The following is a 26,313-nucleotide window of genomic DNA, read 5'->3' as shown; positions in this document are numbered from 1 at the left end:
AAGGGAGGGAGGCGCCCGGCCTCGGCCGCCCCGCCCCGGCCCGCCCGGGAGCGCGGGTCAGCCGAAGCGTTCGATCCTGATCCGGTCCACCGGCTGGCCGGCCGCCACCAGCAGCCGCGAGGCGTGTTCCGCGAAGGAGTTGGAGCCGCACACGTACGCCTCCCAGCCGTCGGCGGGCGGCCGGGACAGGAGCGGTGCCAGGTGCGCGGCCGTCATCCGGCCCACGGGGGTTCCGGCGGGCGCGCTCCGGGTGAACACGGGCGTCGTCTCCGCGCCGTACTCACCGGCGTAGATCAGGTCCCCGGGACTGCGCGCGGACACCAGCAGCCGCAGCGGCACCGTCAGACCCCGCGCCCGGTGGTGCCGCACCATGGACATCAGCGGGACCACGCCGGAGCCCGCGCCGAGCAGCAGGGCGGGCCGGTCGCCCGGCCAGGCGAAGAAGCCGCTCAGCGGACCGCGCACCTCGATCCGGTCGCCGGGCCGGGCGACCGTGTGGAACCAGCCGGACACCTCGCCGTCCTCGACGTGGTCGAGGGTCAGCTCGATGTGGCCCGAGTCGTCGGGCGCGGACGCCAGCGAGTAGTGGCGCTGGGCCACGTACCCGTCCTCGGCGGTCAGCCGCAGCATCAGGTGCTGGCCGGGCACGTGGCCCGCCCAGCCGGGCACCGCGAACCGGAAGGTGGACACGCGGGGCGTCTCGCGGCGGATCTCGGTGAGGGTGGCCGTCTGCCACGTCCCGGCCACCCGGCCGTCCACCTCGATGCGTCCGGGCACCGCGAAACGTGTCGGGGGAGTGAAGCCCCCCGCGGGGCGGCTCGCCGTCTCAGTCACCCGAGTACCTCTGTTCCTCCCAGGGGTTGCCGCGCGCGTGGTAGCCGTTCTGCTCCCAGAAGCCCGGCTCGTCGCGGTCGAGGAGCTCCAGGCCCGCGACCCACTTCACGCTCTTCCAGAAGTACAGGTGCGGCACCACCAGCCGCGCCGGGCCGCCGTGCTCCGGAGCCAGTGGCCGCCCGTCGTACTCCCACACGATCCAGGCCCGGCCGCCGGTCAGGTCGGCGAGGGGCAGGTTCGCCGAGTAGCCGGTGTGCGCGTAGGCGACCGCGTGGGTGGCGGACGGCAGCGGGCCCGCCTCCTCCAGGAAGGTGTCCAGTGACACGCCCCCGAAGCGCACCCCGAACTTCGACCAGCCGGTCACGCAGTGGATGTCGCCCGCGTACGCCGACGCGGGCAGCCGGCGGGCCCCGGCCCAGTCCCAGATGCGGGACTCGGCCACCAGCCCGCCCACGCGGAAGGTCCAGTCGGCGGGCGACAGGTCGGGCGTGACCTCCGCGGACAGCACGGGCCAGTCGTCGCCGGCGTCGTACTGGCCGGGCGGCAGCTGCGGTCCGGTGGCGCGCGGGCGTCCGGTGAAGCCTCGGGTGGTGTTCATGCGGTGGGGCCTTTCGGGCCGCCGCGAGGGGGGTGCCCGCGGCCGGCGTGATCAGTGCGTACCCCCACCGTACGTGCCGTCGCACGCCGGCCGGGACCGGCCCCGGTGGCTCAGGTGTCGTCGCGCTGTGGCCCTGACCACGCGTTGTACCGCTCCAGATACGCGGCGAAGCGGACCAGGTCCTCCTCCGGCCAGTCCGCGAGCCGCCCCCGGAAAGCCGTTCGGCGGCTCTCGGTGACCTGGGCCAGGATGCGCCGTCCGGCCTCGGTCAGGTGCAGGACCTGGACACGGTGGTCGACCGGGTCGACACGCCGCTCGACGAGCCCGGTGCGTTCCAGGGCGGAGACCTGGCGGCTGACGGTGGACTTGTCCAGGGCGTAGTGGGCGGCCAGGTCGGTGGCCCGGCAGCCGTCCCGCTCCTCCAGATGGCCGAGCAGGGTGTAGGAGACCAGGGACAGCTCCGGGTGCATGCGGCCCGCCGAGGCGCGGGCGCGGCGGGCGAAGGCCGTCATCTCCCGCTGGATGGTCTCCACGGCCGTGTCGGCCGGGCCGCCGCCGGTGGTGACGGTCCTCTCGTCGGGCGTCTCGGCTGCCGGCACGGTTCCTCCTCGTCACTGGTTGCGGAGTGCAAACCGGAAAGTGGTTGTATAAGTCAACCACGTGCGCTTCGCCGGTGACGGACCCGGGCCGCGGCCCCCGCGCGCCTCACGCCCGGCTGCTGATCGGTCCCCTGTGGTGAGGGCGGCGCTGGGGTAGGGTGACCGACGGCCGTGGACAGCCCCGGCCGCCGGACGCCTGGGAGGTGGGACCCATTACCGCTGTGTCGGCCAGGGTGCTCTCCCCGCACGACAGTGCGGTCACCGGCAACGGGTGACCGTGGAAGCGCCCTTCGGTTCTCGAAAGGCTCTCGGCCTCCATGCCCCGTTCGTCTCCCGCTTCCCCCTCTCCCTCCGCCTTCTCCTCCTCCGCGCCCTCGCGGGACTCCGTCGTGGCCGCACTGCGCGCCGCCGGCTGCGTCTTCGCCGAGGACGAGGCGGAGCTGATGTCGACGGCGGCCCGTACCAGCCAGGAGCTCATGTCCCTGGTGGACCGCCGTGTCACCGGACTGCCGCTCGAACTCGTCCTGGGCTGGGCCGAGTTCCGCGGTCTGCGCATCGCCGTCGCCCCCGGTGTCTTCGTGCCGCGCCGCCGTACCGAGTTCCTCGTGGCCGAGGCGCTCGCCCAGGCGCCGGACGCGGCCGTCGTCGTGGACCTGTGCTGCGGCTCCGGCGCCGTCGGCGCCGCCCTGGCCGCTGCGCTCGACCGGCCCGAGGTGCACGCCGCGGACGTCGACCCGGCCGCCGTGCGCTGCGCCCTCGGCAACCTCGCCGACGCCGGCGGTCAGGTGCACACCGGTGACCTGTTCGACGCGCTGCCCGACGCCCTGCGCGGCCGGGTGGACATCCTCGCGGCCAACGTGCCGTACGTCCCCACCGGCGAGGTCGCCCTGCTGCCGGCCGAGGCCCGCGACCACGAGCCGCTGGTCGCCCTCGACGGCGGCGCCGACGGCCTCGACGTCCTGCGCAGGGTCGCCGCCGAGGCACCCCGCTGGCTCGCGCCCGGCGGCTGCCTGCTGGTCGAGACGAGCGAACGCCAGGCACCGGCGGCCGTCGACGCCTTCGCCCGGGCCGGCCTGACGCCCCGGCTGGCGGTCAGCGAGGAGCTGTACGCCCATGTGGTGACCGGCGTCGCGCGGTAAGGGCGTCCGCCCGACGAGGGCCGGCACGTCGCCCGGCGACCCGGCGGCCGTCGACGCCTTCGCCCGGTGACGTCGGGGGCTCCGCGGGGCCACGTCGGGCCCTCGCGGGGCTATGTCGGGCCCCGCGGGGCTACGTCGGGGCCCCTCCGTGCGGCGGCGACCGGGCCTCTGTGCGGCCATGACCGGGGCTTTGCCCGGCCGCGGTGGGCCACGCGGGGCGATGACGGGCCCCGCGTGGCGACGAGCGGGCCTCCGGGCGGCCACGGCGGGGTCGTCGCCCGGCCGCGACGGGCCCCGCGTGGTGGCGGCGGGCCCCGCCGTCCGGCTACGACGGGGGCGTGGCCCGGGCGATCAGGAGGGCCACGTCGTCGGAGTTCTCCGGCTCGTGGAGGGTGCGCAGAAGCAGGTCGCAGACCTCCTCCAGGGGACGGTCCGGGCCCTCCAGCAGGGCCAGGAGCGCGTCCAGCCGCTCGTCCAGCGGCTGCCGGCGCGTCTCCACGAGGCCGTCGGTGTAGAACACCAGCCGGTCGCCCGGATCCAGGTCGACCGTCGTGGTGGCGAAGGCGACACCGCCCACCCCGAGCGGCACCCCGGTCGGCAGGTCCAGCAGCTCCGGCGGACGGCCGGCCCGCAGGCGGACGGGCGGCAGGTGTCCGGCGTTCGCGATCCGGCACTCCCGCCGGTGTGGGTCGTGGACGGCGTAGACACAGGTCGCGATGGCCTGGTCCAGGCCGGCGGTGGTCCGGTCGAGGTGTTCGAGCAGGAACGCCGGGTCGAGGTCGAGGGCGGCCAGGGTGTTCGTCGCCGTGCGCAGGCGTCCCATGGAGGCCGCCGCCGCGATGCCGCTGCCCATCACGTCGCCCACCACGAGCGCGGTCTTGCACCCCTCCAGTTCGATCACGTCGAACCAGTCGCCGCCGACCTCGCTGGTGGCCTCGGCGGGCTGGTACCGGGAGGCGACCTCCAGGCCGCCGGTCACCGGCGGATGGCGCGGCAGCAGACTGCGCTGGAGGGTGAGGGCCGCGCTGCGGGCGTTCTGGTACCAGCGCGCGTTGTCGATCTGCACCGCGGCGCGGGCGGCCAGTTCCCGGGCCAGCAGCAGGTCGTCCTCGTCGAACGGCAGCGGGTTGCCGGTCCGTTTGAGGTCCAGGGCGCCCAGCACCTCGCCCCGCGCGATCAGCGGTACGGCCAGGTAGGAGTGCACGCCCGCCCGTCGCAGCAGCTCGGCGGCCTCCGGTGAGCGGGCGATGCGCGGCAGGTCCTCGCCCGTCACCTGCGCCACCATCACCGGCCTACCCGTGCGCACGCACTCGGTGACCAGGCGCTCGGGCCCGTACCGGGCGACCTCTCCGGGCGGGTCGGCCGCACGCAGGGCCAGCGGGGCGCGGTCGGCCTCCACGGCCAGCGCCCGTATCACGGCGTGCTCGGCCGGGCCCAGACTGCTGCGCCGGCCCTTCACCACGGCCTCCAGCAGATCCACGGCCGCGATGTCGGCGAGACCGGGCACGGCCACCTCGGCCAGTTCGTGCGCGGTGCGGTCCAGCTCCAGCGTGGTGCCGATCCGGGCCGAGGCGTCCGCCACGGCGGCCAGCCGGTGCCGCGCGGCCTCCGCCTCGACACCCGCGCGGTGCTGCTCCGTGACGTCCACGACGGACACGGCCACGCCCAGCACCGCTCCGGCGGCGTCCTCCAGCCGGTACAGCGAGAACGACCAGGCGTGTTCCTCGTCCGGATCGGCGGGTGTCCGTCCGGTCGCGGACAGGTCGACGACCGGCCGCGCGGTCTCCAGCACCCGGCGCGCCGTCGCCTCCAGCGGGCCCGCGTCCACCTGCGGCAGCACCTCGCGGACCGTCCGACCGAAGTGCTCCTCGGCGGACATCCCGTTCATCCGCTCCAGGGCGGGGTTGACCGACACGTACCGCAGCTCCGTGTCCAGGACGGCCAGCCCGATGGGGGACTGCCGGATCACCCGGGTGGACAGCGCCACGTCGCGCTCCAGCTCGCGCACGGTCGACCGGTCGACCGCCAGGCCCAGCGCGTAGACGTCCCCCCGGTCGTCCAGGAGCCGCATGTTGCGGAACTCCACCAGCCGGGTGCCGCCGTCCTTGCGGCGGACGGGGAACGCCCCGGCCCAGCTCCGGCCGGTCTTCATGACGTCGGCGAACAGCTGCACGGCCAGGTCGAAATGGCGTTCGTGCACCATGACGCGCGCCGCGTACCGTCCCAGCGCCTCCGGCGCGGGGTACCCGAACAGCTCCTCGGCCTGCGGGCTCCACAGCACGATCCTGCCCTCGGTGTCCAGTACCACCGAGGCCACGTTCAGCACGTCGAGCAGCCCGCTCGGCCCCACGGGTCCGCGTGGCGAAGCGTCGCCCTCGAACCCGGCAGACCCGGCTGCGCTCATCCCAAGCCCCGCCTTCGCCGTTCGCCGCGGCACGCCCTTTTGATGCCGACTCCTTTGTTCTACCGCGTTCCACCGCGTACAGGGCCGCTTCTCCGCGGCCTGAGTGGTGCCCTTCCAGCATCACCCGGCACGGCGGCGACCGCCGCACGGAGCACGGCCGGGGTTGGTCTGTACATGACTGCTCTGGCCGGGCCAGACTGTGCGCCGAACGCGCACCCTCGTGTCGCCCGATCCCCCCACCGAGGAGCCCGCCCATGCCCCTGCACGCCCGGCAACGTTGTCACGTCGCTCGCACCGGTCGCACCGGTCGCACCGGTCGCACCGGACTCGCCGGACTCGCCGTCTTCGCTCTCGCCCTCGGCCTCGCCGCTCCGGCCGCGGCGGCCTCCCCGGCCGGAGCCCGGACCGGGGTGCCCGCGGCCTCCCCGGCCGCCGGCACCTGGAACGAGGTGGGCTCCGACCGCGCCGACCCGCTGACCGAGAGCCAGGGTCTGGCGTCCGTCGAGGTCCCGGCCGGCAGCCCCAACCGGTACACCGGCATCGGCACGATCCCCCTCGGGCTCAGCACTCGCGGGTGGAACCACGTAGGCGACCCCGACGCCTCGTACGGCGGCCACTACATCGAGCCGTACCAGCGCGACGACGGGAACACGAAGATGTTCCGCGTCCAGGCGCCGGACGGCCGCTGGTCGGAGTACGTGCACACGCTGAGCCCGGGCGAGGCCCGGAACAACTCCTGGTCCGCCGTCTCACCGGACGGCCAGTGGATGCTGGCGGGCGAGTGGGGCACCATGACCCGGCTGCTCGTCTTCCCGACGCCCGGCGTCAACCCGGCCACCTCGCCCTCGGCGAACCTCCCCCAGGCGGCCACCGTCCGCCTGGACCACGCGGTGCGTGACGTGCAGGGCTGCGACTTCCTCGACGCGACCACCCTGCTGTGCTCCTCCGACGATCCGGAGGGCACCCTCTTCGGCATCACCAAGCCGCTGCTGCGCGTCGACCTGTCCGCCGCGCCGAACGGCACCGCGGACGTCACCGGCCACGTCACGGCCCTGCGTCAGCTCCCGCTGCGCAGTGCCTGCTCGGGCGGCTTCGAGACGGAGGGCGTCGACTACGACCGCCGGACCGGCACCCTGCGCGTGATCGTCGTCTCGCCGGGCTTCTGTGTGCTGACGGACAGCAAGACCTACCGCTTCACGCGGGGCTGAGCCGCCCCCTTCGCGCCGCACCCCAGGTGGTGCTTTTCTGGTGACATGGGTGATCTGGGATGTGGGCGATGAGAGGAGCGATCACGATGGACGGTGAGCGACTGCACCCGGAGTCCGTCTCCGTGGAGCTGAGCGGGTGCAGCAAGGAGGACGCGCGGACCGTGTTCGACGTCCTGGGCGCGTGCTTCTCGTCCGACCGGCGCGCGGACGAGGTGCCCCGGGACTACCACCAGGTGCGGCCCACGGTGTGGCTGGGAACCTTCGACGTGGCCGACGCCCAGGGCGGGTGCGACCCCGTCCGGCTCGCGGCCTCCGTCGAGGCGGACGTGCAGGGAGGCTACTGGGCGATCGAGCGCTTCCGTACGACGCTCGACTCCCTGTTCACGGTGCACGACCTGAGCGCGGCCTCCGGTGACCAGGAGCGGGAACTGCACGTCCGGCTCGAGAGTCACTGACCGGGGCCGCCCGGCTCGCGCCGACGGCCGGTGTGGTGTGCGCCGCCTCTTTGTGCAACTAGTTGCACAAAGAGGCGGCGGTCCTCTACAACAGAGGCACGACACCGCGCACGGAGGCCCCGATGAGCCCTTACCCCCATCTGCTGAGCCCGCTGGACCTGGGCTTCACCACGCTGCCCAACAGGGTCCTGATGGGTTCCATGCACGTAGGCCTGGAGGAGGCCGAGCGCGGCTTCGAGCGCATGGCCGCCTTCTACGCCGCCCGGGCCCGCGGGGGAGTGGGGCTGATCGTCACCGGCGGCATCGCCCCCAACGACGAGGGCCGGCCCTACCCGGGCGGGGCCCGGCTCACCACCGACGCGGAGGCCGGGCAGCACCGGACCGTCACCGACGCCGTGCACCGCGAGGGCGGCCGGATCGCCCTGCAGATCCTGCACTTCGGCCGCTACGCCTACCACGCGGACCTGGTCGCGCCCAGCCCCCTCCAGGCGCCGATCAGCCCGCACGTGCCCCGCGAGCTGACCGACGCGGACGTCGAGCGCACCATCGACGACTACGTGCGCACCGCCCGCCTCGCACGTGAGGCCGGGTACGACGGCGTCGAGATCATGGGCTCCGAGGGCTACCTCATCAACGAGTTCATCGCCGCGCGGACCAACCACCGCACCGACCGCTGGGGCGGCTCGTACGAGAACCGCATGCGCTTCCCGGTCGAGATCGTGCGCCGGGTGCGCGAGGCGGTGGGCGAGGACTTCATCCTCGTCTACCGCCTGTCCATGCTCGACCTGGTGCCGGGCGGGTCCACGCTCGACGAGGTGATCACCCTCGCCAAGGCGGTCGAGGCCGCCGGAGCGACCATCATCAACACCGGCATCGGCTGGCACGAGGCCCGCATCCCCACCATCGCCACCTCCGTGCCGCGCGGCGCCTACACCTGGGTGACCAAGCGCCTCATGGGGGAGGTGTCGGTGCCGCTGGTCACCACCAACCGCATCAACACCCCCGAAGTGGCCGAGCGTCTGCTCGCCGAGGGCTCGGCCGACATGGTGTCGATGGCCCGCCCGATGCTCGCCGACCCCGATTTCGTCGCCAAGGCCGCGGCCGGCCGCCCCGAGGCGATCAACACCTGCATCGGCTGCAACCAGGCCTGCCTGGACCACACCTTCAGCGGCAAGATCACCTCCTGCCTGGTCAACCCGCGCGCCTGCCACGAGACCGAGCTGGTCCTCGCCCCGACCCGGCGGCGCAAGCGCGTCGCGGTCGTCGGCGCGGGCCCCGCCGGGCTGGCCTGCGCGGTCAGCGCCGCCGAACGAGGTCACGAGGTCACCCTGTTCGACGCCGCGAGCGAGACGGGCGGGCAGCTCAACGTGGCCCGCAAGGTCCCCGGCAAGCAGGAGTTCGACGAGACGCTGCGCTACTTCCGCACCCAGCTGGAGGCGCACGGCGTCGACGTACGCCTGAACACCCGGGTCGGCGCCGACGACCTCGCCGGCCACGACGAGGTCGTCGTCGCCACCGGCGTCACCCCGCGCACCCCGGACATCCCCGGCGTCGACCACCCGAAGGTCGTCGGCTACCTCGACGTGCTCCGCGACGGCGCACACGTCGGAGACCGGGTCGCGATCCTCGGCGCGGGCGGCATCGGCTTCGACGTCGCGGAGTACCTCACGGACGGCGGCGACAAGGCGCACGAGGACCCCGGGACGTACTTCCGCCTCTGGGGCGTCGACATGGACTACCGCGCGCCCGGCGGCCTCGCCGCGCCCGAACGCCCCGCGCCGCCGCGCACCGTCCACCTGCTCCAGCGCAGGACCTCGAAGGTCGGCGCCGGCCTCGGCAAGACCACCGGCTGGATCCACCGGACCGAGCTGAAGCACCGCGGCGTCACCATGGTCCCGGGCGTCCGCTACGACCGGATCGACGACGCCGGTCTCCACGTCACCGTCGGCGGCGAGTCCACGGTGCTGGAGGTCGACACCGTGGTCCTCTGCACGGGCCAGGAACCGAACCGCGGCCTGTACGAGGAACTGGTCGCCGCCGGGCGCAGCGCGCACCTCATCGGCGGCGCCGACGTGGCCGCCGAACTGGACGCCAAGCGCGCCATCAAGCAGGGCACCGAGCTGGCGGCGGCGCTGTAGGGGGCGTCCGGGAGGTACCGGCCGTCCCTAGGATGAGCCCATGTCACTCCCGCACGCGATCCTCACCGCCCTGGTCGAAAAGCCGTCGTCGGGGCTGGAGCTGACCCGCCGGTTCGACAGGTCGATCGGCTACTTCTGGTCGGCGACGCACCAGCAGATCTACCGTGAACTGGGGAAGCTGGAGACGGACGGTCTGATCCGCGCGCTGCCCGGACAGCAGCCGGCGCGCGGACAGAAGAAGTCCTACGAGGTGCTGCCCGAGGGCCGCGCCGAACTGGCCCGCTGGACGGCCGCCGCGCAGGACCCCAAGCCCCTGCGCGACACGATGCTGCTGCGCCTGCGGGCCGCGGCCGTCGTCGGCACCACGGGCGTCGAGGCCGATCTGCGCCGCCATCTGGAGCTGCACGAGCGGCAGTTGGCCGAGTACGAGGAGATCGAGGAGCGGGACTTCCCGCCGGGGAAGGACAGCGCCGAGGACCGGCTGCGGCACCTGGTGCTGCGCGCCGGCATCGACCTGGAGACCTTCTGGACCCAGTGGCTGAGGCACGCGCTGGCGGAGTTCGCCGAGCTGCCCGGCGAGGAGCCCGCCTGAGGGGCGTGCGAGGACGGACGGAGCGGCTCAGAAGCGGTACGGCTTCGCGCGGCGGCGCAGGAACCAGGTCGCGGCGATGACGCCGGCGCCGACCAGCGCGCCGCCCGCCACGAGCGTGGCCGTGCCGTAGTCCTCGACGGCGCCGCCGAGACCGCCCATGACGCCGCGCGGCGACGCGGACGGCGAGGGGGAGGCCGGGCGGCTGGGCGAGGGGGTGGGCGCCGCGGAGACGATGACGGTCTGGCTGCCCGCGGTGCTGTTGTTGGAGCACATGACGATGACCGTGTAGGTGCCCGGGCTGATCCCCGACCAGCCGGCGGACTGCCCCGAACTCGTCCCGGACAGGGCCACCTGCCTTCCCTGGGCGAAGTCGCCCTGGCTGCCGGTGAGCAGTGAGGCGGTGCCCCAACTGCCGTTGAGCTGGGCGCAGGCGGTGGTGGTGACGGACACCGTGGTCCCCGTGGTGCTCACGGAGATCCCCGGGCCGGCGGAGGCCGGCCCGGCGGCCAGGGCGACGGGCAGCGCGGCGGCTGCCACGGTCAGGCCGGAGCGGAGGAATGGCGATGAGATGCGCATGTGGACTGCCCTCCGGCGGCACGGTCGGCGGTACGTCCCTTGCGCCGCCGAAACGGAAACGCCCGTGCTGCCTCAAGCGCAGCCAACAGGGCGGCGGCGGCCACCGCATGCCGAGCGCGACCGCCCAGGTGACGCGCCCCGCCCCGGCACTCGGCGGCGGGACGTCAGCCGCTCTCGCCCGTGGTCACCTTCCGCTCCGCCGAGAGACCGCCCCAGGTGCCGTCCGACAGCCTCGCCCGGACGCGCACCCGGTGCGTGACGCCGGCCTCCCGCCCGGCGTAGAAGCTGTACTCGGCCCGGTCGCGCGGCGCGTCGCCGCCGAACACGAGCGAGGTCGCCGGGCGGCCGTCCAGGTGGATCTGGTACTCGGTGACCACGCCGTCCGTGCGCGGCGGCACCCAGGTGAGGTCGATGTGGTAGCCCCCGTCGGCGTGACGGGAGACGGCCCGCAGTTCGGTGGGCGCGGTGGCCCGGCCGTCGTCGGCGCCCGGGGTGGTGAGCCGGACGGCCTCGCCGGCGGCGGAGACGTTGTCGGCGGCGTCCCGCGCCCGGACCGTGAAGGAGTAGCGGGTCCCCGGGCGCAGCCCCGTGACCACGGCCGCCGTCTGGCCACCCCCGACGCTGTGCACCTTGGTGTCGCCCTGGTGGACGTCGTACGAGACCACCCCGCGGTCGTCGGTGGCCGCGGACCAGGTGAGCTGGACCGCCCGGCTGCCCACCACCCGGCCCCGGACACCGCCGGGGCGGGTCGGGGCCGAGTCGTCGGCCACGGCGGCGGGGGTGGTCGCCCGCACCTCCTGGCTGCGCGGCCCGAGCCGCCCTTCGGCGCGCGCCCGCACGGTGAAGGCGTAGGCCGTCGACGGGCGCAGCCGGGTGACGTCCACCATGCGGTCGGACGCCGGCACCTTTCTCACCAGCGTGCCGCCGCGGTACACCTCGTAGGCGTCGACCCCGTCGACCGCGTTCCACATCACGTGCACGGTCGTCGCGCTGCCCGCCTCGGCGGTGACCCCGGTCGGCGCGCCGGGCGGTGCGCCGCCCTCGTCGCCGTCACCGCCCGCGCCCCAGGAGCAGGACGTGACCAGGGCGAGCGCCCCGCAGAGCAGGGCGCAGCGGCGCAGGAGGGAGGCGGTGGCGGCGGGGACAGCGGGCACGGGAACCTCTCGCACGGCTCTGCCTCCAGGGTGGTTTCGGTGCGACGACGGCCCGGCCTTCGGGACGCCCTCGACGCGACGGCAATGGTCCGGACCAATATGACGGCGTGACGCGATCACATCAAGGGGGTGGGTCACGGCGGCCGTCCGGACGGGTCCGTATGCTGAGGACCCTCGCGCCCGAAGTACCCGGAGGATCGGGGGAGTTCGGGCCGCGGTGCGGGCCGCTGTCGTCGCTGATCCCGCGCCGGCGCGAGCGGCCGGGCGGACCGGAGCCGGCACGGGCCCGGCCCGCCCGCCCCGCTCGCGCCCTTCCCTCGCGGCGCTCCGGGCACCCGGGCGCGCACCACCCGGTTCCGGCGCCGGGCATGCACCGTCTGGCCCACAAAAGGTGGCCGGGTGGCCGATTCGGGGACAGATGTGGCCGAGTGTTCGTCCATCTCCCCGGGAGAGGCCCCATCGTGCGTGTCCAGTCGCTGACACTGGTCGCGGCCAGCGCCGCCCTGCTCGCCCCCACCACGTTCCCCGACGCCCCGGCCGCGCCCCGGCCGGGTCCCCAGGCCCAGCTCCGCTCCGGTCACCAGCTCCAGGCGGGGCCCGTCCGCGCGGACCGGTCCGGCCCCCGGATCGGACCGGTCGCACCCGGCCCGGGCGGACCCGTGGGACCGTACCGGGACCGGCCGCGGTCCGAGACCGGCCGCGGGGCGCGGGAGGCCCCCGGCGAGGAGCCCGTCCGCGCGGCCGACCTGCTGGCCCGGATGCGGGACTGCGACCCCGTCTCGAAGGGCCGCTACCGCAGCGACGCCGGGACGCCGGCGGACATCCCGGTCTGCGGCACGGAGGACGCCGTGTACTGGAAGGCCGACCTGGACGTCGACTGCGACGGACGGCCCGGCGACCGCTGCAACACCCGCACCGACCCGCACTTCACCCCCGCCACCGCGTACACCCGGTCGGACGGCACGCCCCTGGACGCCGAACGTCTGCCGTACGTCGTCGTACCCCAGCCGAGCCGCATCTGGGACCACCGGGCGGACGGAGTCCACGGCGGATCGGTGGCGGCCCTCGTCCACGGGGACCGGGTGCGGTACGCGGTCGTCGGCGACGTGGGCCCGCGCGACATCATCGGCGAGGCCTCCTACGCCGCCGCGAAGACGCTCGGCATCCCGGCCGACCCGCACGGGGGTGGCACCGACTCCGGCGTGACGTACATCGTCTTCAAGGACAGCGAGGCCGAGCCCATCGACGACGAGGCCGCCGCCGAGAAGGCGGGGAAGCGGCTGGCGCGCGCGTTCCTGGGCGGCGAGTGACCCGCGGGCCCGTCACCGGCGCCGGTGCCTCAGACGGCGGACCAGCCGTCGTCGACGGGCAGGATGGCGCCGTTGATGTTGCTCGCCGACTCGGAGGCCAGGAACACGATCGCCGCGGCCTGCTCCTCGGGCTGCGACACCCGGCCGAGGTTGACGAAGTGCGGTCCGAGCGCGGCCGGCCCGTGGGCGCCCTGCTCGACGTCGACGGAGATGGCGGTCTGCGTACCGCCCGGGCAGATGGCGTTGGCGCGGATGCCGCGTCCCCGGTACATCACCGCCAGGTTCTTGGTCAGTCCCACCACACCGTGCTTGGAGGCCGTGTAGGCGGCGCCCGCCGCGCTGCCCCGCAGACCCGCCTCCGACGCCGTGTTGACGACGGCACCCCGGCCCGCCGCCAGCATGTGCGGCAGTACCGCGCGGGTCAGCAGGAAGGGAGCGGTGAGGTTCACCCTGAGGACCCGCTCCCACTCGGCGTCGCTCACGTCGGCCAGTGCCGACATCCGGTCCATGATCCCGGCGTTGTTCACCAGCACGTCGATCCCGCCGAACCGCTCGAGCGCGGTCGCCGTCACCCGGTCCACGACGGCCTGTTCACTCAGGTCGCCCGCCACGGCCACGGCGGTCCCGCCGGCCCGCTCGATCTCCTGGACGGCCGCCTCGGCGCCCTGGGCGTCGAGGTCCGCCAGGACGACGCGGTCGCCCTGTGCGGCGAAGGCCAGGGCGGCGGCACGCCCGATGCCCGATCCCGCCCCGGTGACGATGACACTGCGCCCGTCCGGTCGACCGGTCATGTGGTGCTCCTTCTGTGAGGTCCGGAGGTGGGCGCGGAGCCCGCCGGTCCGCCACTCTACGACTTAATGTCGCTGAGTGACAAAAAGTGCTCGTGGAGAATTCCCCGGAGCACACCACCGGCGCCGGAGGAAGAGATGGCCGCAACTCGCGGACGCACAGGACGACCGCCCCTGACCGAGGAACGCAAGGCCGAGATCCGGCTGGAGATCGCCCGCGCCGCCGTGGACCTCTTCGTCGCGCAGGGGGTCGCCGCCACCACGGGGGACCAGATCGGCCGGGCGGCCGGCATCTCGGCACGCACGGTGTGGCGCTACTTCCCGACCAAGGAGAGCTGCGTACGCCCGCTGCTGACGGCCGGTGCCGAACTGATCGCCGACTCGCTGCGGCGGTGGCGGCCCGGCCATCCCCTCGACGAGGCCTTCGACTTCGAACAGGGGACGGAGCGGGACGGGCGGCTGCTCGCCGGACCCGCCCACACCACCGTGGGGGCCCTGGTGCGGCTGACCCGCACCGAACCGGGCCTGCGCGCGGTCTGGCTCCAGACCTACGACGAGGCGGAACCGGTGTTCGCCCGCGCCCTCGCCGAACGGGCCGGGCTGCCCGCCGACGACCTGCGGCCGGCCATCCAGGCGGCCATGTTCAACGCGGCACTGCGCGCGGCGGTCGAACACCACGCCTGGGAGACGGCCGGCACCGACGGCGACGCCGCGTCCGCGCGCGCGAGCTTGACCACGACGCTGCGCACCGCCCTGAGGACCGCGGCGGCAGGCCTCACCTGACACCCCGCCGGCCGGGGGCGGGGAGGGACGACGGGCCGGCGGGGAGGGACGACGGGCCGGCGGGGCGCCAGGACGGCCGGGAAGGACGACGGGCCGACCGGGGCGGCCGGGCGGCGGGGCCGGAGCCGCCGCCCTTCCTGGAGGACCAGCTGCCCCTCCTTCCTGGAGGATCGGCTGCCCCTTCCTCCCCTTCCCGGAGGACCGGCCGCCCGGTCACACCTTCCGGTAGGAGTACGCCTCCGCGGCCGCCGCCTCGACGGCCGCGAGGTCGGCGCCCGTCGCGGCGGTGACGACCGCGGCCACCGCACCCTCGACGAACGGCGCGTCCACCAGACGGGTGTCCTCCGGTAGTTCGTCCCCCTCGGCGAGCAGTGCCTTGACGGTGAGTACGGCACTGCCGAGGTCGGTGAGGACGGCGACCCCCGCGCCCCGGTCCACGGACGCGGCGGCGGCGGACACCAGCTCGGAGCTGGTGCCGAAGCCCCCGGACGCGGTGCCGCCCGCCGGCGCGACCGGCACCGCCGTGCCACCGCCCGACAGGGCCTTCGCCAGCTCGGCCACCGACGCGGCGACCTCGGCGCTGTGCGACACCAGCACGATCCCGACCAGCTTCCCCTCACTCACCGGCGGCCTCCTCCAGTGCGGCCACCAGCAGCGCCGCCGAGGTGGCCCCGGGGTCCTGGTGGCCGATGCTGCGCTCGCCGAGATAACTCGCCCTGCCCTTGCGGGCCTGCAACGGCACGGTCGCCTCGGCCCCCTCCTCGGCCGCGGCACGGGCCGCGGCGAACGACTCGCCGAGAGCGTCCACGGCCGGCACCAGGGCGTCGATCATGGTCTTGTCACCCGGTGCGGCGCCCCCGAGGGTCCGGACGGCGTCCACTCCGGTGCGCAGCGCGTCGGCCAGCTGTTCCGCGCTCACCTCGGCGGCGTCCCCGAGGGCCTTGCCGGTGCGGCGCAGCAGAGTCCCGTACAGCGGCCCGGACGCGCCGCCGACCGTGGAGATGAGCTGCCGTCCGGCGAGGGTCAGCACCGCGCCGGGGGTGTCGGGTGCCTCCTTCTCCAGCGTGGCCGTCACGGCGTTGAAGCCGCGCTGGAGGTTGCTGCCGTGGTCGGCGTCGCCGATGGGCGAGTCGAGGGCGGTGAGCCGCTCCGCCTCGCGGTCGACCATGAGGGCGGTCGCCGTCATCCAACGGCGGAAGAAGTCGGCGTCGAGCACTGGATCTCCTTGCCTGGTAGGTACGGTGCGATCCCTTCCCCGTCTAGGTACGGTGCGATCCCTTCCCCGTCCACCGTCACATGCCCCACCTCAGGCCCGGCGTCCGCACCGGAGCGTCCCACAGTCCGAGCAGCTCCTCGTCGATCTCGCACAGGGTGACCGAGGCCCCCGCCATGTCCAGCGAGGTGACGTAGTTGCCGACGAGGGTGCGGGCGACGGCGACGCCGCGCTCGCCGAGTACCCGCTGCACCTCGGCGTTGAAGCCGTACAGCTCCAGCAACGGCGTCGCCCCCATGCCGTTGACCAGCACGAGCACGGGACTGCGCGGAGCGAGGTCCGTCAGCACCGCGTCCACGGCGGCCTCGGCGATCTCGCCGGAGGTCATCATCGGGCGCCGCTCCCGGCCGGGTTCCCCATGGATGCCGATGCCCAGTTCCAGCTCACCGGCCGGCAGGTCGAAGGTGGGGCTGCCCTTGGCCGGTGTGGTGCAGGCGCTGAGCGCGACGCCGAAGCTGCGGGAGCGGTCGTTGACCTGACGGGCGATCGCCTCCACCCGCTCCAGCGGCCGGCCCTCCTCCGCCGCGGCGCCGGCGATCTTCTCCACGAACAGCGTCGCCCCGGTGCCCCGCCGCCCGGCCGTGTAGAGGCTGTCCGTCACCGCCACGTCGTCGTTGACGAGCACCTTGGCCACCTGGATGCCCTCGTCCTCGGCCAGCTCGGCGGCCATGTCGAAGTTGAGCACGTCACCGGTGTAGTTCTTGACGATGAACAACACCCCCGCGCCGCTGTCCACGGCCGCCGCGGCCCGCACCATCTGGTCCGGCACCGGCGAGGTGAACACCTCACCCGGACAGGCCGCGGACAGCATGCCGGGCCCCACGAACCCACCGTGCAGCGGCTCGTGCCCGGAGCCGCCCCCCGACACCAGGGCGACCTTCCCGGAGACGGGAGCGTCCCGCCGCACGATCACCCTGTTCTCGACATCGACCGCCAACTCGGGATGGGCCGCCGCCATCCCGCGCAGCGCGTCCGCGACCACGGTCTCGGGGACGTTGATGAGCATCTTCACGGGTACCTCCTGGAGAGATGGGCAGGCAGGCTCTGGAATTGCGTTGTCCCAGATCAGAGTGGGTAGGGTCAGTTTTCGATCTTGACGTTCCTGACGGCCCGGGGCGGGCCCCGGCGGTGCTGATGACGACCTGATGCCGACTTCTGTGATGGCCCGTCAGGTTCTGTGGTGATCGGTTGTCGACGACTGCGGCTCCTGTACACGGCAGTATCGGCCTTGCGGCAGCGAAGGTCACGTTGCCGGCGGGCCCGTCACGCGACGGTGGAGGTGATTGCGGCCGGAGGCCCCGGCCGGGGGCCGGAGTCAGTCCGTGGTCCTCGTGAAGTCCAGGTCGGCGTGGCGGACGGCGTGGGAGGCGGTGGAGACCGTGGCGCCGAGCATGCTGATGCAGCCGAAGAGGAGGAAGGTGGGGCCGACGCCCCATCCTTCCACCAGGAGGCCGAAGAGCGGGAACATCACCGGAGTGATGCCGACCGCGCTGAGCGCCTGGACGGAGGCGACCCGGCCCTGGAAGGCGAGGACGGTGTTGGCCTGCATCAGGGCCATGGCCAGACCGCCGCAGAGGCCGGAGACCAGGCCGGAGACGAGGGCCACGGCGACCGCGAGAACGAGATTCGGCATGACGCCGATCAGGCCGATGCCGGCGGAGGCGACGAGCAGGGTGATGTTGTGCCAGTGGCCGGCCCGGGGGAAGCGGCCGCGCACGACGAGCAGGAGCGAGGTCGTGCAGACGCCGGTGCTGAGGGCGGCGTTCACCCAGGCACCGCCGGAGGGGCCCCAGCCGCGTTCCTCGGCGAGCATGATGACGCCGATCGCCATCGGCGGGATGCAGCCGATCATGGAGAGCAGTCCGGAGAGGACGAGCGGGCCGACGACGGGCTCGTGGCGCAGGTAGACGATGCCGTCGACCAGGTCGCGGCGGGCGGTGGAGTCCGCGGCGGGCTGTTCCTCGGGCGGCAGCGGGGCGAGCCGGACCGCGACCAGGAGGAACAGCGAGAGGGTGAAGAGGACGCCGGTCACGGCGAACGCGGCGGCGGGGCCGCCGAGCCCCATCGAGAACCCGGCGAGCGGCGGACCGGCGATGTGGCCGGACCGCTGCACCAGATTGCGCAGACTCTGCACCCGCATCAGCTGGTCGCGGCCGGTGAGCCGGGGCGGCATGGCTCCGACCGCCGGCATGAACAGGGCGTCCACGACGCCGAAGACGAGGGCGAGCGCGACGAGCAACCAGAGGCCGGGCGTGCTGAACGCGAGCGCCGCGGCGGCCGCGAGGATCACTACGGCGCGGACCGCGTCGGAGGAGATGACCACCCTGCGCGGGCCGAACCGGTCGGCGATCACACCGCCGCCGAGCATGAGGATCGCCCGGGGTATCGCGCCGACCGCCATCACCAGGCCGACCTGGGCCGGCCCGGCCACCTTCTGCGCGGCCCAGCCGAGCGCCACGAAGTAGGCGGCGTCGCCGACCACGGAGAAGGTGTAGGCGATCAGCCAGCGCAGTACGTTGCCGTCACGGTGCGCCGGGGTGGAGGGGGTGAGGGCCACGGCGGGGGCGTGCGGGGCCGCTTCGTGGAGGGGCTCATCTGCTCGCGAAGTCACGAACGCGCATGCTCTCCCACGACGTCGGGCCCGTACAACGCAATTACCGCCCAGGTGTCATGACTCCTCGGGCGAGGGGGTGGCAACGTCCGGGAACGGTTGCGTCCGACCTCGCGGTCACGTTCCTCGCTGCCCGCCCCGACTGCTCTCCGCTCCTCCCGGCCGAATGCCGCCAACGGGGGCTGGAGCGCGGCTGGACCGGTCTCGGAGATCCACCGCTGCGGCACCTGACGATGGGGCTCAGTCGAGGAGCGCGGTTGCCTCGACCTCGACGAGGACGTCCGGCTCGAAGAGGTACTCGACACCGATGAGGGAGGCCGGCGGCAAGGGGAGCCCGAGTCCGATCTCGTCGGCGACGGCCTGCACACCCTCCATGAAGTCGCCGATCTTCTCCGGGCTCCACTTCGTCACGTAGAACGTCAGGCGCAGAACGTCGGCGAACGACGCCCCCGCGCCCGTCAGCCCGACGGAGGTGTTGCGCAGTGCCTGGGCGACTTGCCCGGCCAGATCGCCGGGAGCGACCGGAGTTCCGTCCGCCCGGCGCGCGATCTGCCCGCTGACGTGGACGTGCCGCGTCCCGGTGCCCACGGCGACGTGGTGGTACGGGGTCGGCCTCAGCATGCCGTCCGGCGTGAAGTACTGAACTGTCATGGTCTTTCTCTCCTCCAGAGCAGGTATCTGTAAGCTACCTAGTAGGAGAAAGGCACTTCAACGAGACCAGGTTTCGTCATGGATACCGACGAGGAACTCGTCATCGACGCCCCGCACCGCGAACTGCTCGACCAGATACTCGACAAGTGGTCGCTCGGCATCCTCAACGAGCTCTGCGAACGTCCGTGTCGCTTCAACGAGCTGCGCCGGGCCATCCCCCAGGTCACGCAGAAGTCGTTGACCGCCACGCTCCGGCGACTCGAACGCAACGGCGTGATCGAACGCAAGGTCGTCTCCACGCGCCCCGTGGCGGTCATGTACCTGATTACGCCCCTCGGCAAGACCCTTCGCCACCCCGTCGACGTTCTGCTGGCGTGGGCCTCGCAGAACATGCCCGCGGTCGAACGAGCGCGCCGAGACTTCGAGGCGCGAGGCGAAACGGACGGCCTCTGACGGGGGATCGGCGGGTGGGCGCACGAGGGTGATCGGGAGCGCCGTGGCGCCCTGTTCCATCACAGTTCGGTCCCGGGCCGGAACTGTGGCTTCCACCACAGCCAACGCGATCTTGTGCTGGTGAGATCGCCGGATGCTCGGTTTCCTCCTCCGCCTCCTGCCCTTCTGGGTCCGCGAGCCTCTGTTCATCCTGGTCGGGTCCGTCTTCGGCGTGCGCATCATGTATCTCGCCCTGCACGACGGCGAATGGGCGGCAGCCGGGATCGGGACGGTCTTCCTGGTGTTCACGGCGGTGCGCGTCCACGCGGTGGTCCGGGCTTTCCGTGCCCGTCGCAACCCCGGTCCGACGGTCGCCGCGGACGGGACGGTGTCCGACGCGCAGCCGCAGTCGCAGCCGCAATCCCAGTCCCAGTCCCAGTCCCAGGAACCGGTACCGGCTCCGGCTCCGGCCCCGGCGGTGCGGCCTCCCGCCCCGGTCGCGGCCGAGAAGGAGCCCAACGCCTGGGGCCAGGCCGCCGCGGCCGTGGCCGTGTTCGCGGCGATCGGGGCCACGCTGTGGCTGGGCCCCGAGCTGCTCCCCTCCGACGACACCGGCACGCCGCAGGCCGCCTCGTGTGCGAGCGGGGAGGACGAGAAGCTGCCGAGCGCCTACGAGAAGACGCCCCGGGCCGCGACCGGCGACGAGCTGTGCGAGGCGCTCAACAGGCCCGACCTGGCCCAGCTCCTCGGCACGCCCGCGGAGACCGCGACCGTGGCGTCCGGCACCAGCAACACCGCTCCGCTGACCGACGGCAGGGTCGCCCAGCCGGAGGCCGAGGTCCAGTTCGACACCTACACCGTGAACGTCTCGGCCACGTACAACAAGCTGTCGATCGCCCAGTACGTGAAACTCATGGAGTTCGGTGAGGAGACGGACGTCAGGACGCTCACGGTCCTCGGCCGGCCCGCGGTCCTCGCCTCGGACCACACCATGAGGATCGAGTTCGATCTCGGGAGCGGCGGAACCGGCGGACCGGTCGAGCAGGGACCCCTGGCCAGGACGCTCTCCGTGGCCTTCGACGGGAAGGACCGGGGCGGTTACTACGACCTCACCGTGTGGAGCGAGTCCGGAGCCCTCCCGGACGACAGCGCGCTGCTGGACATCGCCGAGAAGGTTCTTCCCGCGATCCCCGAACGGGCGGTGTGACGAGGCGCTCGCAGAACCCGGCCTTCGGTGCGTCACCGGCCGCGGAACGCGGAGGGCGTCGACGACGGTCGTGTCGTAGGACGCGAGACGGTGCGCGGCGGCCCGGAGGCGGTTTTCGCCGCGACACAGAGGACCGCTCGCCCGCGGTGTCGCGGAGTGGGGCCGTGCAACCGCGCCCATAATGACGGATATGTCCGTTATTCGCGCGCGACGAGTGCCGGCCCGCGGGCCGAAGGTACGGACCGTCGCCGGACAGGTGTTCCTGCTGCAACTGGTGCTCGTCGTGCTGCTCGCCGTCGCGGCGGTGGTGGCCCTGGTGCTCCAGGTCCGGCGGGACAGCACCCAGGCGGCCCGGGACCGGACGCTGTCGGTCGCGCAGACCTTCGCCAACGCCCCGGGGACCGCCGAGGCGCTGGACGGCCCCGACCCGACGGCCGTGCTCCAGCCCCGTGCCGAGGCGGTCCGCCAGGCGGCCGACGTGGCCTTCGTCGTGGTGTCGAGCACCCGGGGAATCCGGTACACGCACCCCGACACGGACCTGATCGGCAAGCGCGTCCTGGGCCCGTACGAGGAGGCGGCGCAGGGTGTTCCCGTGACGAGGGAGCTCAGTGCCAGCGTCGGTCCGGCCGTCGACTCGGTCGTGCCCGTCTTCCGGAGCGACGGTTCGGTCGCCGGACTCGTGGCCGTCGAGATCACCACCAGCGACGTCGACGAGTCCGCCGAGCGCCAGATGCCGGTCATCCTCGCCGGCACCGCAGCCGCCCTCCTCCTGGCCGTCGGCGGCTCGGCGCTGGTGAACCGGCGCCTGTCCCGGCAGACCCGCGGCCTCGGTCCCGACGAGATGACGCGGATGTACGAGCATCACGACGCGGTGCTGCACGCCGTGCGGGAAGGCGTCGTGATCGCCGACGGCAGGCAGCGGCTGGTGCTGGCCAACGACGAGGCCCGCAGACTGCTCGGACTCCCGGCGGACGCCGAGGGGCGCCCGCTCGCCGGGTCCGGACTGCACCCGCGGATCGCCGAGCTCCTGGCGTCCGGCCGGCCCACCACCGACGAGGTGGTGCCGGTGGAGGACCGGCTCCTTGCGGTCAACGTGCGGATCACCGGCGACCACGGCGGGCCGCCCGGCGCCGTCGCCACCCTGCGGGACACGACGGACCTGCGTGCGGTCCTCGGCCGGGTGGAGGCGGTGCGCGAGCGTCTCCTGCTCCTCTACGAGGCCGGCGCGCGGATCGGCAGCACCCTGGACGTCACCACCACCGCGCAGGAGCTGACCCGGGTGGCCACCCCGCGGTTCGCGGACTTCACCACCGTGGACCTGGCGGAGTCGGTGTTCCGCGGGGACGAGCCGCGGGAGTCGGACGGCCCGCTCGCCCGGCTGCGGCGGGCCGCCGTCGCCGGCCTGCACGACGACCACCCCCTGCACCCGGCGGGCCGGGTGACCGGCACGGTGCCCACCAGCCCCGGCTCCCTGGGCGGCACCGCGCGGCACTCCCTGCCCGAGGCGGACGTGGACACGGCGCTCGGCTGGTACGGCAGCGACCCGGAGCACGCCGAGCGCATCGTCGCGCACGGCTTCCACAGCGTCCTCACCGTCCCGCTGCACGCGCGCAGCGTGGTCCTCGGCATGGTCAACTTCTGGCGTTCGCAGAACCCGGAGCCCTTCGTCGAGGACGACGAGGCGTTCGCCCGGGAACTGGCCGCCAGGGCGGCGATGTGCATCGACAACGCCCGCCGCTACACCCGCGAGCACGAGACGGCCGTGGCCCTCCAGCGCAGCCTCCTGCCGAGCGGACTGCCCGAGCAGAACGCCCTCGACGTCGCCTACCGGTACGTGCCGGCGGAAGCCGGGGTGGGCGGGGACTGGTTCGACGTCATCGCGCTGCCGGGCGCCCGCGTCGCCCTGGTGGTCGGCGACGTGGTGGGGCACGGTCTGCACGCCGCCGCCACCATGGGACGGTTGCGGACCGCCGTGCACAACTTCGCCGCTCTCGACCTGCCCGCCGACGAACTCCTCGCGCGTCTCGACGAACTGGTCTCCCGGCTCGATCACGAGGCCGGACCGGACCGCGCCGAGATCGCCGGGGCGACCTGCCTCTACGCGATCTACGACGCGGTGGCGGGCCGCTGCTCCCTGAGCCGGGCGGGACACCCCGGCCCGGCGCTGGTGCTGCCCGACGGATCGGTCCGCTTCCCCGACAGCCCCGTGGGACTGCCGCTCGGCGTCGGCAGCGGCCTGCCGTTCGAGGCGGTCGAGCTCGACGTGCCCGAGGGCAGCCGGCTGGTGCTGTACACCGACGGCCTGCTGGAGAGCCGTGGCCGGGACGTCGACGAGGGCATCGAGCTGCTGCGGCAGGGCCTCACCCGGGCCGGACGCACCCCCGAGGCGACGTGCGCCCAGGTGCTGGCCCAACTGCCGGCCGACCGCACCACCGACGACGTGGTGCTCCTGGTGGCCGGCACGCACGTCCTCGACCCGTCCCGGGTGGCCGTGTGGGACGTCGAACGCGACCCGGCGGTCGTCTCCCGCATCCGTCGCGAGGTCACGGACCGGCTCGCCGAGTGGGGCCTGGACGAGGAAGCCTTCGTCACCGAGCTGATCCTCAGCGAGCTGCTGACCAACGCGGTGCGCCACGGCACCGACCCGGTGCGGGTACGCCTGCTGTACGACCGGACCCTGGTCTGCGAGGTCTGCGACGGCAGCAGCACCGCGCCGCACCTGCGCTACGCGGCCACCACCGACGAGGGAGGGCGCGGCCTCTTCCTCGTGGCCCAGATGGCCGACCGCTGGGGGACCCGCTACACCGAGACCGGAAAGGTCATCTGGTCGGAGCAGACCCCGTCGTCCGGGACGCCGCCCGGTCTGTGACCGGTGCCCGACCCGGCGGCGGCTTTCACCGCCCGGGAAGGCTCGACCCGCGTACGACCAGCTCGGGCTGGAGCACCACGTGCTCGTGACGGTGCTCGTCCGCCCGGTCACCGGCCTCCTGGAGGAGGAGGTCGGCGGCCATGGTCCCCATCGTGCGCGCGGGCTGGCGGACGGAGGTCAGCGGTACGGTCGCCGCGGCGGCGAACTCGATGTCGTCGTACCCGACGATGGCCAGGTCGTCGGGGACCTTGACCCCGGCCGTGTACATGAACTGGAGCACTCCGAGGGCCAGCAGGTCGTTGGCGCAGAAGACGGCGGTGGGCCGCTCCGCCAGACCCAGCAGTCTCGCCCCCGCGTCCCGTCCGGCGGCCACGTCGAGGCGCTCGGTGGGGATCTCCCGCAACGCCGTGGGCGGCAGACCGGCCTGGGCGACGGCCTCCAGCGCCCCCGTCCGGCGGTCCTGCACCTGCCTGAGGTGGGGCGGTCCGCTGACGTAGGCGAGGGAGCTGTGTCCCGCACCGGTGAGGTGGCGGACGGCCAGGGCGCCGCCGGTGACGTCGTCGACCGAGACGGAACAGCCCTCCGTGCCGACGGCCACCCGGTCCACGAGAACGAACGGGATCCCGTGCCGCCGGAAGTCACCCAGGCTGCGCCCGCTGGGATCGGCGGGGGTGACCAGCACCCCGCGGACCCGCTGTTCGGCGAAGAGTTCGAGGTACTCCGCCTCCTTCCGCGCGCTCTGCGCGCTGTTGCACAGCGTGACGGCGAGGCCCGCCTCCCGGGCCGTCCGCTCGGCCCCCCGGGCCAGGTCGACGAAGAAGGGGTTGCCCATGTCGAGGACGAGCACGGCCACGACACGGCTGCGGCCCGCTCGCAGCTGACGGGCGGACTCACTGCGCACGTAGCCGAGGCGCGCGATCACCTGCTCCACGTGACGCCGCGTGCGCTGGGAGACGCGGCCGGGCCGGTTGAGCACGTTGGAGACGGTGCCCACGGAGACGCCCGCCTCCCGAGCCACGTCCTTGATGCCGACGGCCGGCGTGGAGTGCGTCATGCGTGTGTCCCCTGCTGTTCCGTCCCCGTCCGGGTCCTCTGGCCGGTCCGGGGAAGCGTTCGTCGTACGAAGGCGGCGCTCCGGCTCACGCCAGGTGGAAGACCTCGGTGAGGGGGCGCATGGCGGCGTCGGGCGCCTCCCCGTCGAGTTCCTCGAAGAACCCCGCCATCTCGGCCTGCCAGCGCGCGTTCACCTCGGTGGCGGCCATGGCCGCCCGGGCCGCCTCGAAGTCCTCGGTCTCGAGATAGCCCACGAGCAGACCGTCCTCCCGCAGGAAGAGGGAGTAGTTGTGCCAGCCGGCCCCGGAGAGGGCGGCGAGCATGTCGGCCCACACGTCCTGGTGACGCTCGCGGTACTCGGCGACCCTCTCGGAGCGGACCTTCAGAAGAAAGCAGACGCGTTGCATCGGACCACCCTGTTGTCGAGCGTGGGGCCCCGGCACCGCCGGGGCCCCACGGCTGTCCTGCGGATCAGAAGTCGTACTCGTCGATGTTGGCCTTGTCGAAGACGGTCGGCTCACCCGGAGAGACCACTCCGTCCGCGCCGATGGTCATCGTCCCGAGGTCGCCGGCGGCGAAGGTCTCGCCCTCCTTGCCGGTGATCTGGCCGGACTCGAGCGCGACGGCGGCGCGGGCGGCGAGAGCACCGAGCTTGGCCGGCTCCCACAGCTCGAACTGCTCGACGGTGCCGTTCTTGACGTAGGCGCGCATGTCGTTCGGGGTGCCGAGCCCGGTGAGCTTCACCTTGCCCTTGTACTTGGACCCGGACAGGTACTGGGCGGCGGCCTTGATGCCCACGGTGGTGGGGGAGATGATGCCCTTCAGGTTCGGGTACTCCTGCAGCAGGCCCTGGGTCTGCTGGAAGGACTTCTGCGCGTCGTCGTCCCCGTAGGCGACCTTGACGAGCTCGATGTCCTTGTAGGCGGGCTTCTTCAGCTCCTTCTGCATGACGTCGATCCAGGTGTTCTGGTTCGTCGCGGTCTGCGCCGCGGACAGGATCGCGATCTCGCCCTTGCCGCCGATCTGCCGGGCCAGCAGCTCCACCTGGGTGCGCCCGAGGTCCTCGGCGGAGGCCGGGGAGACGAACACCTGGCGGCAGTCCTTGTTGGTGTCGGAGTCGTAGGTGACGACGCTGACACCGCCCCGCATGGCCTGCTTGAGGGCGGTGCACAGGGCACCGGGGTCCTGCGCGGAGACGGCCATGGCGTCGACCTGCTGCTGGGTCAGGGTGTTGACGTAGCTGACCTGGCCGGCGGTGTCGGTGCCGCTGCTGGTGCCGACCTCCTTGTAGGTGGAGCCCAGTTCCCCGAGCGCCTTCTCGCCGCCCTTGTCGGCGGTGGTGAAGTAGGGGTTGTTGACCTGCTTGGGCAGGAAGGCGACGGTGAGGCCCTTCTTGGTCTCGGCCTTGGGGTCCGCCTTGCCGGCGGCCGCGCCGGCGCCGTCCTTGGACGCGTCGTCCTTGGTGGTGCCGCCGCAGGCGGTGGCACCCAGGACGAGGGCGGTGGCGGTGGCCAGGGCGAGGGTCAGGCGGCGCGATCCGGTGGTGGTGCCGAACATGGGACGTTCCTTTGCCTGGACGGGAGGGGGAAGGGCGGCGGGACCGGCCGCGCGGGCCGGCCGGGCCGCGGGGGACCGGGGC

General features: G+C 73.5%; 25 protein-coding genes. 10 read left to right on the top strand and 15 right to left on the bottom strand.

Translation table 11 applies throughout. From position 1 onward, the window contains the following. Positions 1–57: 57 nt before the first annotated feature. The 3 genes from SAM23877_RS04625 to SAM23877_RS04615 form a co-directional block, all read right to left on the bottom strand. Positions 58–777: a ferredoxin reductase gene (locus SAM23877_RS04625; RefSeq protein ID WP_053127186.1), complete on the bottom strand. Its 720-nt coding sequence runs from the start codon at positions 775–777 to the stop codon at positions 58–60. A 49-nt stretch (positions 778–826) separates the two neighbouring features. Next, entirely contained in the window at positions 827–1,432 is a 606-nt protein-coding gene (locus tag SAM23877_RS04620; protein WP_053127185.1) for a sulfite oxidase-like oxidoreductase, read from the bottom strand. A 110-nt stretch (positions 1,433–1,542) separates the two neighbouring features. Continuing rightward, positions 1,543–2,031, bottom strand: coding sequence for a MarR family winged helix-turn-helix transcriptional regulator (locus SAM23877_RS04615; RefSeq protein ID WP_053127184.1), 489 nt, complete (start codon positions 2,029–2,031; stop codon positions 1,543–1,545). Between the two features lie 317 nt (positions 2,032–2,348). On the opposite strand from SAM23877_RS04615, the gene SAM23877_RS04610 reads away from it, so the two are divergent. Further along, positions 2,349–3,170, top strand: coding sequence for a putative protein N(5)-glutamine methyltransferase (locus SAM23877_RS04610; RefSeq protein ID WP_053127183.1), 822 nt, complete (start codon positions 2,349–2,351; stop codon positions 3,168–3,170). Between the two features lie 325 nt (positions 3,171–3,495). On the opposite strand, the gene SAM23877_RS04605 is transcribed toward SAM23877_RS04610, so the two are convergent. Further along, positions 3,496–5,574 (bottom strand): SpoIIE family protein phosphatase, encoded by a 2,079-nt coding sequence (locus SAM23877_RS04605; protein WP_053127182.1) that lies wholly within the window; start codon positions 5,572–5,574, stop codon positions 3,496–3,498. A gap of 254 nt (positions 5,575–5,828) precedes the next feature. Between SAM23877_RS04605 and SAM23877_RS04600 the strand changes: the two genes are divergently transcribed. The 4 genes from SAM23877_RS04600 (at position 5,829) to SAM23877_RS04585 (ending at position 9,967) form a co-directional block, all read left to right on the top strand. Further along, the gene (locus SAM23877_RS04600; protein WP_053127181.1) at positions 5,829–6,782 is read left to right on the top strand and encodes a hypothetical protein; all 954 of its coding nucleotides are present in this window, start codon (positions 5,829–5,831) and stop codon (positions 6,780–6,782) included. An 86-nt stretch (positions 6,783–6,868) separates the two neighbouring features. Continuing rightward, entirely contained in the window at positions 6,869–7,237 is a 369-nt protein-coding gene (locus SAM23877_RS04595) for a hypothetical protein (protein ID WP_053127180.1), read from the top strand. A gap of 122 nt (positions 7,238–7,359) precedes the next feature. Then, positions 7,360–9,375: an NADPH-dependent 2,4-dienoyl-CoA reductase gene (locus tag SAM23877_RS04590; RefSeq protein ID WP_053127179.1), complete on the top strand. Its 2,016-nt coding sequence runs from the start codon at positions 7,360–7,362 to the stop codon at positions 9,373–9,375. 40 nt (positions 9,376–9,415) lie between these two features. Then, a complete protein-coding gene (locus tag SAM23877_RS04585) occupies positions 9,416–9,967 on the top strand; it encodes a PadR family transcriptional regulator (protein WP_053127178.1) in 552 nt (183 codons plus the stop codon). 27 nt (positions 9,968–9,994) lie between these two features. On the opposite strand, the gene SAM23877_RS04580 is transcribed toward SAM23877_RS04585, so the two are convergent. Continuing rightward, on the bottom strand, positions 9,995–10,543 hold the full coding sequence (locus SAM23877_RS04580; protein WP_053127177.1) for a hypothetical protein: 549 nt from the start codon (positions 10,541–10,543) through the stop codon (positions 9,995–9,997). Between the two features lie 164 nt (positions 10,544–10,707). Beyond that, on the bottom strand, positions 10,708–11,712 hold the full coding sequence (locus SAM23877_RS04575) for a fibronectin type III domain-containing protein (protein ID WP_053127176.1): 1,005 nt from the start codon (positions 11,710–11,712) through the stop codon (positions 10,708–10,710). Between the two features lie 446 nt (positions 11,713–12,158). Between SAM23877_RS04575 and SAM23877_RS04570 the strand changes: the two genes are divergently transcribed. Beyond that, the gene (locus tag SAM23877_RS04570) at positions 12,159–13,007 is read left to right on the top strand and encodes a glycoside hydrolase family 75 protein (RefSeq protein ID WP_053127175.1); all 849 of its coding nucleotides are present in this window, start codon (positions 12,159–12,161) and stop codon (positions 13,005–13,007) included. 29 nt (positions 13,008–13,036) lie between these two features. On the opposite strand, the gene SAM23877_RS04565 is transcribed toward SAM23877_RS04570, so the two are convergent. Next, positions 13,037–13,798: an SDR family NAD(P)-dependent oxidoreductase gene (locus SAM23877_RS04565; protein WP_053127174.1), complete on the bottom strand. Its 762-nt coding sequence runs from the start codon at positions 13,796–13,798 to the stop codon at positions 13,037–13,039. A 135-nt stretch (positions 13,799–13,933) separates the two neighbouring features. Between SAM23877_RS04565 and SAM23877_RS04560 the strand changes: the two genes are divergently transcribed. Then, positions 13,934–14,578, top strand: coding sequence for a TetR/AcrR family transcriptional regulator (locus SAM23877_RS04560; RefSeq protein WP_053127173.1), 645 nt, complete (start codon positions 13,934–13,936; stop codon positions 14,576–14,578). A gap of 213 nt (positions 14,579–14,791) precedes the next feature. On the opposite strand, the gene SAM23877_RS04555 is transcribed toward SAM23877_RS04560, so the two are convergent. From SAM23877_RS04555 to SAM23877_RS04535, 5 genes are all read right to left on the bottom strand, one after another. Continuing rightward, positions 14,792–15,202, bottom strand: coding sequence for a PTS-dependent dihydroxyacetone kinase phosphotransferase subunit DhaM (locus tag SAM23877_RS04555; RefSeq protein ID WP_053127172.1), 411 nt, complete (start codon positions 15,200–15,202; stop codon positions 14,792–14,794). After that, a complete protein-coding gene (gene dhaL, locus SAM23877_RS04550) occupies positions 15,195–15,794 on the bottom strand; it encodes a dihydroxyacetone kinase subunit DhaL (RefSeq protein WP_053127171.1) in 600 nt (199 codons plus the stop codon). Before dhaL ends, SAM23877_RS04555 begins: the two co-directional genes overlap by 8 nt. 76 nt (positions 15,795–15,870) lie before the next feature. Beyond that, on the bottom strand, positions 15,871–16,863 hold the full coding sequence (gene dhaK / locus SAM23877_RS04545; RefSeq protein ID WP_053127170.1) for a dihydroxyacetone kinase subunit DhaK: 993 nt from the start codon (positions 16,861–16,863) through the stop codon (positions 15,871–15,873). Between the two features lie 303 nt (positions 16,864–17,166). Then, positions 17,167–18,462, bottom strand: coding sequence for an MFS transporter (locus tag SAM23877_RS04540; protein WP_342342856.1), 1,296 nt, complete (start codon positions 18,460–18,462; stop codon positions 17,167–17,169). 240 nt (positions 18,463–18,702) lie between these two features. After that, positions 18,703–19,113, bottom strand: coding sequence for a RidA family protein (locus SAM23877_RS04535; RefSeq protein WP_053127168.1), 411 nt, complete (start codon positions 19,111–19,113; stop codon positions 18,703–18,705). Positions 19,114–19,191: 78 nt separating this feature from the next. Here SAM23877_RS04535 and SAM23877_RS04530 point away from each other — a divergent pair, with 78 nt between their 5' ends. The 3 genes from SAM23877_RS04530 to SAM23877_RS04520 all read left to right on the top strand — a co-directional run bounded on the left by SAM23877_RS04530 (position 19,192) and on the right by SAM23877_RS04520 (position 23,621). Then, positions 19,192–19,566: a winged helix-turn-helix transcriptional regulator gene (locus SAM23877_RS04530; protein ID WP_053127167.1), complete on the top strand. Its 375-nt coding sequence runs from the start codon at positions 19,192–19,194 to the stop codon at positions 19,564–19,566. Positions 19,567–19,699: 133 nt separating this feature from the next. Next, complete coding sequence (locus SAM23877_RS40000; RefSeq protein ID WP_053127166.1) at positions 19,700–20,752, top strand: DUF6215 domain-containing protein; 1,053 nt, start codon at positions 19,700–19,702, stop codon at positions 20,750–20,752. 190 nt (positions 20,753–20,942) lie between these two features. Further along, positions 20,943–23,621 (top strand): SpoIIE family protein phosphatase, encoded by a 2,679-nt coding sequence (locus SAM23877_RS04520; RefSeq protein WP_053127165.1) that lies wholly within the window; start codon positions 20,943–20,945, stop codon positions 23,619–23,621. A 25-nt stretch (positions 23,622–23,646) separates the two neighbouring features. Here SAM23877_RS04520 and SAM23877_RS04515 read toward each other — a convergent pair whose 3' ends face one another. From SAM23877_RS04515 to rhaS, 3 genes are all read right to left on the bottom strand, one after another. Next, complete coding sequence (locus SAM23877_RS04515) at positions 23,647–24,675, bottom strand: LacI family DNA-binding transcriptional regulator (RefSeq protein ID WP_053127164.1); 1,029 nt, start codon at positions 24,673–24,675, stop codon at positions 23,647–23,649. Between the two features lie 85 nt (positions 24,676–24,760). Next, positions 24,761–25,081: an L-rhamnose mutarotase gene (locus tag SAM23877_RS04510; protein WP_053127163.1), complete on the bottom strand. Its 321-nt coding sequence runs from the start codon at positions 25,079–25,081 to the stop codon at positions 24,761–24,763. Positions 25,082–25,145: 64 nt separating this feature from the next. Continuing rightward, positions 25,146–26,231 carry a rhamnose ABC transporter substrate-binding protein gene (rhaS, locus tag SAM23877_RS04505; protein WP_053127162.1) on the bottom strand — a complete coding sequence of 362 codons (1,086 nt, stop codon included), beginning with the start codon at positions 26,229–26,231 and terminating at the stop codon, positions 25,146–25,148. Between the last annotated feature and the right edge of the window lie 82 nt (positions 26,232–26,313).

Origin of the sequence: Streptomyces ambofaciens ATCC 23877 (assembly GCF_001267885.1) — a bacterium.
GTDB classification, from domain to species: domain Bacteria; phylum Actinomycetota; class Actinomycetes; order Streptomycetales; family Streptomycetaceae; genus Streptomyces; species Streptomyces ambofaciens.
This window is presented reverse-complemented; position numbering and strand designations above follow the sequence as displayed.

Bases quoted from the DNA above. Each gene is read 5' to 3' on its own strand.
- SAM23877_RS04565 (WP_053127174.1), bottom strand. From the start codon at position 13,798: ATGACCGGTCGACCGGACGGGCGCAGTGTCATCGTCACCGGGGCGGGA.
- SAM23877_RS04580 (WP_053127177.1), bottom strand. From the start codon at position 10,543: ATGCGCATCTCATCGCCATTCCTCCGCTCCGGCCTGACCGTGGCAGCC.
- SAM23877_RS04535 (WP_053127168.1), bottom strand. From the start codon at position 19,113: ATGACAGTTCAGTACTTCACGCCGGACGGCATGCTGAGGCCGACCCCG.
- SAM23877_RS04590 (WP_053127179.1), top strand. From the start codon at position 7,360: ATGAGCCCTTACCCCCATCTGCTGAGCCCGCTGGACCTGGGCTTCACC.
- SAM23877_RS04595 (WP_053127180.1), top strand. From the start codon at position 6,869: ATGGACGGTGAGCGACTGCACCCGGAGTCCGTCTCCGTGGAGCTGAGC.
- SAM23877_RS04620 (WP_053127185.1), bottom strand. From the start codon at position 1,432: ATGAACACCACCCGAGGCTTCACCGGACGCCCGCGCGCCACCGGACCG.
- SAM23877_RS04520 (WP_053127165.1), top strand. From the start codon at position 20,943: ATGTCCGTTATTCGCGCGCGACGAGTGCCGGCCCGCGGGCCGAAGGTA.
- SAM23877_RS04560 (WP_053127173.1), top strand. From the start codon at position 13,934: ATGGCCGCAACTCGCGGACGCACAGGACGACCGCCCCTGACCGAGGAA.
- SAM23877_RS04585 (WP_053127178.1), top strand. From the start codon at position 9,416: ATGTCACTCCCGCACGCGATCCTCACCGCCCTGGTCGAAAAGCCGTCG.
- SAM23877_RS04600 (WP_053127181.1), top strand. From the start codon at position 5,829: ATGCCCCTGCACGCCCGGCAACGTTGTCACGTCGCTCGCACCGGTCGC.
- SAM23877_RS04610 (WP_053127183.1), top strand. From the start codon at position 2,349: ATGCCCCGTTCGTCTCCCGCTTCCCCCTCTCCCTCCGCCTTCTCCTCC.
- SAM23877_RS04515 (WP_053127164.1), bottom strand. From the start codon at position 24,675: ATGACGCACTCCACGCCGGCCGTCGGCATCAAGGACGTGGCTCGGGAG.
- rhaS (WP_053127162.1), bottom strand. From the start codon at position 26,231: ATGTTCGGCACCACCACCGGATCGCGCCGCCTGACCCTCGCCCTGGCC.
- SAM23877_RS40000 (WP_053127166.1), top strand. From the start codon at position 19,700: ATGCTCGGTTTCCTCCTCCGCCTCCTGCCCTTCTGGGTCCGCGAGCCT.
- SAM23877_RS04605 (WP_053127182.1), bottom strand. From the start codon at position 5,574: ATGAGCGCAGCCGGGTCTGCCGGGTTCGAGGGCGACGCTTCGCCACGC.
- SAM23877_RS04530 (WP_053127167.1), top strand. From the start codon at position 19,192: ATGGATACCGACGAGGAACTCGTCATCGACGCCCCGCACCGCGAACTG.
- SAM23877_RS04510 (WP_053127163.1), bottom strand. From the start codon at position 25,081: ATGCAACGCGTCTGCTTTCTTCTGAAGGTCCGCTCCGAGAGGGTCGCC.